Source organism: Mycobacterium aquaticum (assembly GCF_002086485.1).
GTDB classification, from domain to species: domain Bacteria; phylum Actinomycetota; class Actinomycetes; order Mycobacteriales; family Mycobacteriaceae; genus Mycobacterium; species Mycobacterium aquaticum.
This window is the reverse complement of record NZ_MVHF01000085.1, coordinates 1-6,056: the sequence shown is the minus strand read 5'-3', so window position 1 is coordinate 6,056 and position 6,056 is coordinate 1. Positions and strand designations below refer to the sequence as shown.

General features: G+C 65.2%; 8 protein-coding genes. 3 read left to right on the top strand and 5 right to left on the bottom strand.

Annotated features, from left to right (window positions below):
- Positions 1–160: 160 nt before the first annotated feature.
- Positions 161–1,171 carry an AraC family transcriptional regulator gene (locus BST13_RS37990; RefSeq protein ID WP_083171364.1) on the bottom strand — a complete coding sequence of 337 codons (1,011 nt, stop codon included), beginning with the start codon at positions 1,169–1,171 and terminating at the stop codon, positions 161–163.
- A 147-nt stretch (positions 1,172–1,318) separates the two neighbouring features.
- On the opposite strand from BST13_RS37990, the gene BST13_RS37985 reads away from it, so the two are divergent.
- Complete coding sequence (locus BST13_RS37985) at positions 1,319–1,594, top strand: hypothetical protein (RefSeq protein WP_083171361.1); 276 nt, start codon at positions 1,319–1,321, stop codon at positions 1,592–1,594.
- A gap of 82 nt (positions 1,595–1,676) precedes the next feature.
- Positions 1,677–3,095, top strand: a complete 1,419-nt coding sequence (locus tag BST13_RS37980; RefSeq protein ID WP_083171359.1) for a DUF1254 domain-containing protein — start codon at positions 1,677–1,679, stop codon at positions 3,093–3,095.
- 69 nt (positions 3,096–3,164) lie between these two features.
- Here the strand turns inward: BST13_RS37980 and BST13_RS37975 are convergent, their stop codons facing one another.
- The 3 genes from BST13_RS37975 to BST13_RS37965 all read right to left on the bottom strand — a co-directional run bounded on the left by BST13_RS37975 (position 3,165) and on the right by BST13_RS37965 (position 4,896).
- Positions 3,165–3,440: a hypothetical protein gene (locus BST13_RS37975; RefSeq protein ID WP_083171356.1), complete on the bottom strand. Its 276-nt coding sequence runs from the start codon at positions 3,438–3,440 to the stop codon at positions 3,165–3,167.
- A gap of 449 nt (positions 3,441–3,889) precedes the next feature.
- A complete protein-coding gene (locus tag BST13_RS37970) occupies positions 3,890–4,339 on the bottom strand; it encodes a hypothetical protein (protein WP_083171354.1) in 450 nt (149 codons plus the stop codon).
- Between the two features lie 170 nt (positions 4,340–4,509).
- A complete protein-coding gene (locus BST13_RS37965) occupies positions 4,510–4,896 on the bottom strand; it encodes a DUF5997 family protein (RefSeq protein WP_083171351.1) in 387 nt (128 codons plus the stop codon).
- A gap of 28 nt (positions 4,897–4,924) precedes the next feature.
- Here BST13_RS37965 and BST13_RS37960 point away from each other — a divergent pair, with 28 nt between their 5' ends.
- Entirely contained in the window at positions 4,925–5,638 is a 714-nt protein-coding gene (locus tag BST13_RS37960; RefSeq protein WP_083171348.1) for a LysR substrate-binding domain-containing protein, read from the top strand.
- Positions 5,639–5,644: 6 nt separating this feature from the next.
- Here the strand turns inward: BST13_RS37960 and BST13_RS37955 are convergent, their stop codons facing one another.
- Complete coding sequence (locus BST13_RS37955) at positions 5,645–5,911, bottom strand: YdeI/OmpD-associated family protein (protein ID WP_083171344.1); 267 nt, start codon at positions 5,909–5,911, stop codon at positions 5,645–5,647.
- Positions 5,912–6,056: the final 145 nt, after the last annotated feature.

Genomic DNA, 6,056 nt, shown 5'->3' with positions numbered 1-6,056 from the left:
CGGAAGCTAAGCCTGCCAGCGCCGATGATACTACCCACACGGGTGGAAAAGTAGGACACCGCCGAACACACATTAAGCCCCGGGCCCCCAATCACCGATTGGGGGCCCGGGCATTTTTCTATATTGAATAACGCATCCCCGAATTCAATGATCACGAAAGTCACCGCTGCGCGGCATTACCCATTCCGCGGTATGCAGTAGGCGTCATATCGAACCAGCGCTTGCAGGCGCGGACGAAGACGCTCTGCTCGGCATAACCGAGTTGACGGGACACCTGGCCGACGGGCAGATCGGTGCCCACGAGCAGCCGGTGAGCCAATTCACGGCGCGTCCGGTCTGTCAGTTCGGCGAAGTTGGTCCCTTCCGCGACAAGGCGGCGCTGTAACGTTTTTGGGTGGATGCCGAACTGGCGGGCGACCAGCTCAGCGGTGAGTTCGCCGGTGGGCAGCAGTTGGCGCACCATACTGCGCACGGTGCCGGCGATGTCGTGAGTGCGCTGACTGTGAGCGTCTGACAGGTAGTTCAGTGCGATTTGGTGAGCCAGCGGGTCGTGGTTGAGCGGGCGCTGTAAGTCCTTGGTACGCAAGGTAAATCCGGCAATCGGTTCGTCGAAGTGGGCCGAGCAGCCAAAGTACCGGCGGTAGTCCGACTTGACGCCCAAAGCCCGGTGCGGCACGTGCACGGCCACGGGCCGGTAGGTGGTGCCCAAGAACAGATGCAGCACACGCAGGGTGACGCCAAGGGACAGTTCGATGGCCTGGGCTTGCGGGGGCGCGGGATGCAGTAGGAAGTCGTATTCGAACCGGCACTGTGTCTCGTCGGTGTCGGGCCTGATGCGCGCGGTGATTCCTGCGCTGTAGGTACTCATGTGGGTGTCGAGAATCGTGAAGGCCTCTGCGACCGTCGTGGCTGTGCGTGCAGCGACACCGACCGGGCCGAGGATGTCGATGTTCTGCCTGGCTGCAAGTTGGCGGCCGAAGTCATCGACGCCCAATACCGCGGCCGCGTGTTCAACTGCGGCGATCGCGCACCGCAGCGAGATGTACCGGTCACGGTGACCAGCGTCGGCGGGATCGATACTGGCCAGCGCCAGCAGGGCGTTCGGGTCGCCCCCGTGGGCAGTGGCGACGGCATCGAACCCGGTCAGGCATGATCCGCGGATCAAATGCATGTCCAGAATAGTCAACAATCTGTCCAGCAAAGTCAAGACAAGTGGTGTGCGGATCGTGCACAGTAGAACCCCGGTCGGGGAACCGTGACTCGTCGCGCCCGCCTCGATGGTCATGGGCGGCAATGGATATGAAACCTGGGGGAACCCGTGAACAAACATACTGCGGCACTGCTTGCTGCCGCGACGTTGGCTGCGGCCCCGCTGGCCATCGCACCGCTCATGCTGGCGCCCGCGGCGTCGGCCGACGTGTGTGCATCGGCCGGGGGCCGGCACATCTCCGCGGGTGGTTGCACCAACGTCGCCGGCGACGTCGCCACCGGTGCGGCGATCGCATCCCAGGACGTGCCGTATGTGCCGGGCGAAATCCCGTGCTACACCGTCGAAGGCGTCCCGTATTTCACCCCGCCGGGAGATCCCTGCTAGCGCCACTGGACACACCGCGCTAGACGACTGAGAAGCCCCGCTCGCGGCGCAGCGCCGCGACGGCCCGTATGGAGGGAAACAAATGAAGGTTTGGGTTTCGGGACTGGTCGCGCTGCTGATGGCCGCCACGGCGGGCTGCAGCGCCAAATCCGGTGAACCGCCTGCCGGTTCGAGTGCGACGCCGTCACCGCAGCAGGTGCGTGAGATCGCCAAGGAGGCCTACACATACGGCTTCCCGATGGTCGACAGCTACCGCATCCAACACTCCTACTTCGTCGACAAGAGCAACCCGCAGTACAAGGGTGACTGGAACCAGACGCACAGCATCGCACGGGTGTTCACGCCCGAGGACACCACGATCCAGACGCCCAACTCCGATACGCCATACACGATGCTCGGTGCGGATCTGCGGGCCGAGCCGCTCGTGCTGACCGTGCCGCCGATCGAGGCCGGCCGCTACTACTCGTTGCAGTTCGTCGATGGCTACACCTATGACTACGCCTACGTGGGCAGTCGCACCACAGGCAACGGCGGCGGCAAGTACCTACTGGCAGGCCCGAACTGGAAGGGCGACAAGCCCGCCGGCATCAACGATGTGATCCGGTCCGACACCGACTTCTCCCTCGTCATCTACCGAACCCAGTTGTTCGACCCCAATGACATCGAGAACGTCAAGAAGATCCAGGCCGGCTACACCGTTGAGCCGCTGTCGGCATTCGAGCACAAACCCGCAGCCACCGCCCCGCCGCTGGACTTCGTCGCCCCGCTGACCCCCGACGAGCAGAAGACCTCACCGAAGTTCTTCCAGGTGCTCAACTTCGTCCTGAAGTCGGCCCCCGTACTGCCCGACGAGAAGGAACTGCGGGACCGGTTCGCCACCATCGGTATCGGCCCCGATGGCGACTTCAACCCCGCCACCATGAGCAAGGAGACCCTGCAGGCCGTGCAGGACGGCATGGCCGATGCCTGGGCTGAGCTGACGACCTTCCAAAAGGAGAAACTCAATACCGGTCAGGTGACCTCCGGGCAGCTGTTCGGCACCCACGCGGAGCTGAAGAACAACTACCTCTACCGCATGGCCGGTGCGGTGCTCGGCATCTACGGCAACGTCGCGCAAGAAGCCATGTACCCGGTGATCGCCACCGACTCCACCCGTGCGCCGCTGGCCGGTACCAGCAGCTACACCTTGCGATTCGCCCCCGGGCAGCTGCCGCCGGTCAATTCGTTCTGGTCGATCACGATGTACAAGATGCCGCAGAGCCTGCTGGTGGCCAACCCCATCAACCGGTACCTCATCAATTCGCCCATGCTGCCCAACCTGATTCACGATCCGGACGGTGGCATCACGATCCACGTGCAGAACCAGTCGCCCGGCGCCGACAAGGAGGCCAACTGGCTACCGGCACCGGACGGGCCGTTCCAGATGATCCTGCGCCTGTACTGGCCCAAGGAGGAAGCGCTCAACGGCACCTGGAAGGCGCCCCAAGCGGTCAAGATCTGATCGCTGACCCGACGAAAACGCAACTGCCGCAGGGGCGGTCACCGGCCAGGTGACCGCCCGTGCGGCCAGTCAGTTCACCCGGTCGGTAGGGCTGTCTGTGTTGTGCAGATACCACAGACCGTCGTCGTGCTTCAGGCAATACCAGTACTTGAGGAAATTGTCGTCATCACTGTTCGCAAGGTGTTGGTCGGGACCGTCTTTGATGCACGACGCCTCGGTCGGCCAACTCCACGGAATGCCGTTGGCGTCTCTGACGACGACGTCATCGGCGTGCGCGACGCCGGTGACATTGGCCAACGTGGCACCCAGCGCCATCGCGCTCGCCGCGGCGATCCTCTTCAGCACAGAAAACTCCTCACACTCAGGGCCGGGACCGGACGTTCCCGGCAAACCAAGTGGAACCTATCCAGCTAACGTCCAGCTCGCCTTCAGAAAGTGCGCAGGCTTTCGAGAAACGAACCGCGCCAGCGGTCAGAGCCGTCGACTCCGCCTCCGCGCCCGGCCTGCCACCCACCGGTGCGGAATCCGATCAGCCGGCACCTGTGTGACGTGGTCGCACGCCTGGCAGCAGTATGTCCGGCAGCCAGGCGCCCCGGGCCGCCAACCGACCAGTACTGCGCCGGGCCCGAACTCGGCGCCGCATGCCTCGCATCGCTCCGGTGCCACCTCGGTCCACGCCACAGTGAGGACGATAGACCGGGGCGGGGACATCGCCGGGAAGTGTTGCCGAACGGCGACGTTGTCAAACGTGTTGTCGCTGAGGTCAACTGGGCAGGGCCCGACGCGTCTGCGGCTCAGGCGGGCAGCGTTGCGAGAATCTCGGATGCCGCCTGGGTCCATGACGTGACATCCGGCGGAGCGGGGATGTTACCGATCACCAGCACCACGTTGACCAGATACTTGTCTGTGGCGACCCGCATCACCGGGAAATCGCCTGGGCGCGTGAGGGGTTCGATGATCATGCGGAGGCCGAGGCCGGGCACGACAGTGGCTCCCGGCTCGCCGATGCCGGCGAGTAGCTGCTCGGTGATCACTCCGGTGGCCGGTGACTGGACCTTGATCGAGGCGGTGAACGACAGCACGCCTCCCGCGGTGGCGTAGTAACTGCAGTTGTGCCCGACGGTTCCGTCCGTGTTCTTGATGTCCGTGTCCTGACCGTCGTCGACGTCAACGCCGGTCAGGGCCGACATCTGCCTGCCGCTGAGCAGACAGTCCGATGGCAGGACATGGTCACGCCACTCCATGACTGGCTTGTCCTGGGGTGGCACCGAGTGGACATCGCTGCCCGCGAGCGGGTGCCCCGCCACGACATGTGAACAGGCAGTGGCACATGCGAGTACCGCGAGAACCACAGCGATTCCGCGGTTTCTGCCGCGGCGGCCTGGCACACGCACTTCGTCGGTGATCGGAAGAATCAGCTCTCACGGGCCTGCTCGGCGTGCAGCGCCTTTACGCGCCGCTGCTCACGTAGCACTTCCTGGTAGCTCTCGCGTTCGGCTACCAGCCAGTCGGGTTTCTCCGCGAGCAGCTGATCGATCTGCTCGGTGGTGAGCGCCTTCTCGACGCCGCCACGGGTGAGACCGGCGATCGAGATGCCCAGCTTGGCGGCCACGAGGTTCTTCGGATGTGGCCCGTTCTTGCGGAGGTCCTGCAGCCACTGCGGCGGGTCCGCCTGCAGGGCCGCGAGCTCATCGCGGGTGATGGGCTTCTCTTGGAACTCCGCAGGCGTGGCGGGCAAATACACGTCCAGCTTCTTCGCCGCCGTGGCGGGTTTCATGGACTGCGCGTTCGGCCTGCTCATGGCATAAGCCTATCGGTAGCCTGAGGCGGTGACCTCGCACTCCCTGACCCTCGGGTACGTGCCCGGCGGCACGCCTGCGAAGTGGGCGCGGATCTGGGCGGAGCGTCACCCCGAGGTTCCGCTGAGGTTGACCCCCGTCGCTGCGGCGGACGCGGCCGATGCGCTGCGGGCGGCCACCGTCGACGTGGCATTGCTCCGGTTGCCCGCCGACACCTCCGGACTGGCCGTCATACCGCTCTACGAAGAGACGACGGTGGCCGTGGTGCCGACCGATCACCTTCTGAGTGCGGTCGACGCGATCACCGTCGACGACCTGGACGGCGAGCCGACGCTGCGGCCACTCGACGACGTCGTCGCCTGGCCGGGTGCTCCCGGCACCCTGGTCGATCACCGGCCCGAGACCACCAAGGACGCAATAGAACTCGTGGCCGCCGGAATGGGTGCGCTCATCGTTCCCCAGTCACTGGCACGGCTGTATCACCGCAAGGACCTCACGTACCGCCCCATCACCGACGCGCCGACCTGCCCCGTCGCGCTCGCCTTTCCGGAAGGGCCGCAGCCGGAACTGGTCGAGGAATTCATCGGGATTGTGCGGGGCCGGAAAGCCAGTTCGTCGCGGGGGCAGGCGCAGCCCGTGGTGAAACGCACCGCACGGGAGAAGACCCTCGCCAAGCAGGCGGCGCGTGCCGCGGCGGGCAAGGTGGCTCGCAAACCGGGGCGGGCTGGGCGCGGTCGGCACTGACGTTATCTAGCTGCCGGTGCGCTCGCGGTGCTTGCACCCCGGCCAGCAGCAGGGTCGGCGCTTGCCCTCCTCCAACTCCTCCTGGGTGCGGCGGATGCGACGTTCCCGCGTGGCGTTTTGCTTGGCGTCCTCGACCCAACAGATGAACTCGTTGCGGGCCAACGGCGTGATGTCTTTCCACGCGGCCAGTGCCGTCGCGTTGGCCGTCAACGCAGAGCGCAGGTCGGCGGGCAATTTGTGCACGACACCACCGGGGACTTGCTGGCTGCTCACGGCGCCAGGGTAACCCTGGCCGGCTGCAAACGACGAGTGGCCAGTTGTTGCACGCCGAACGTCAAAAGCGGGTTGTTGCGAAATTGAGCGGTTGATCGGGGGCTTCGGTATGTCTTACCGGGGGTCGGGGGTGGTGGCCGCGATG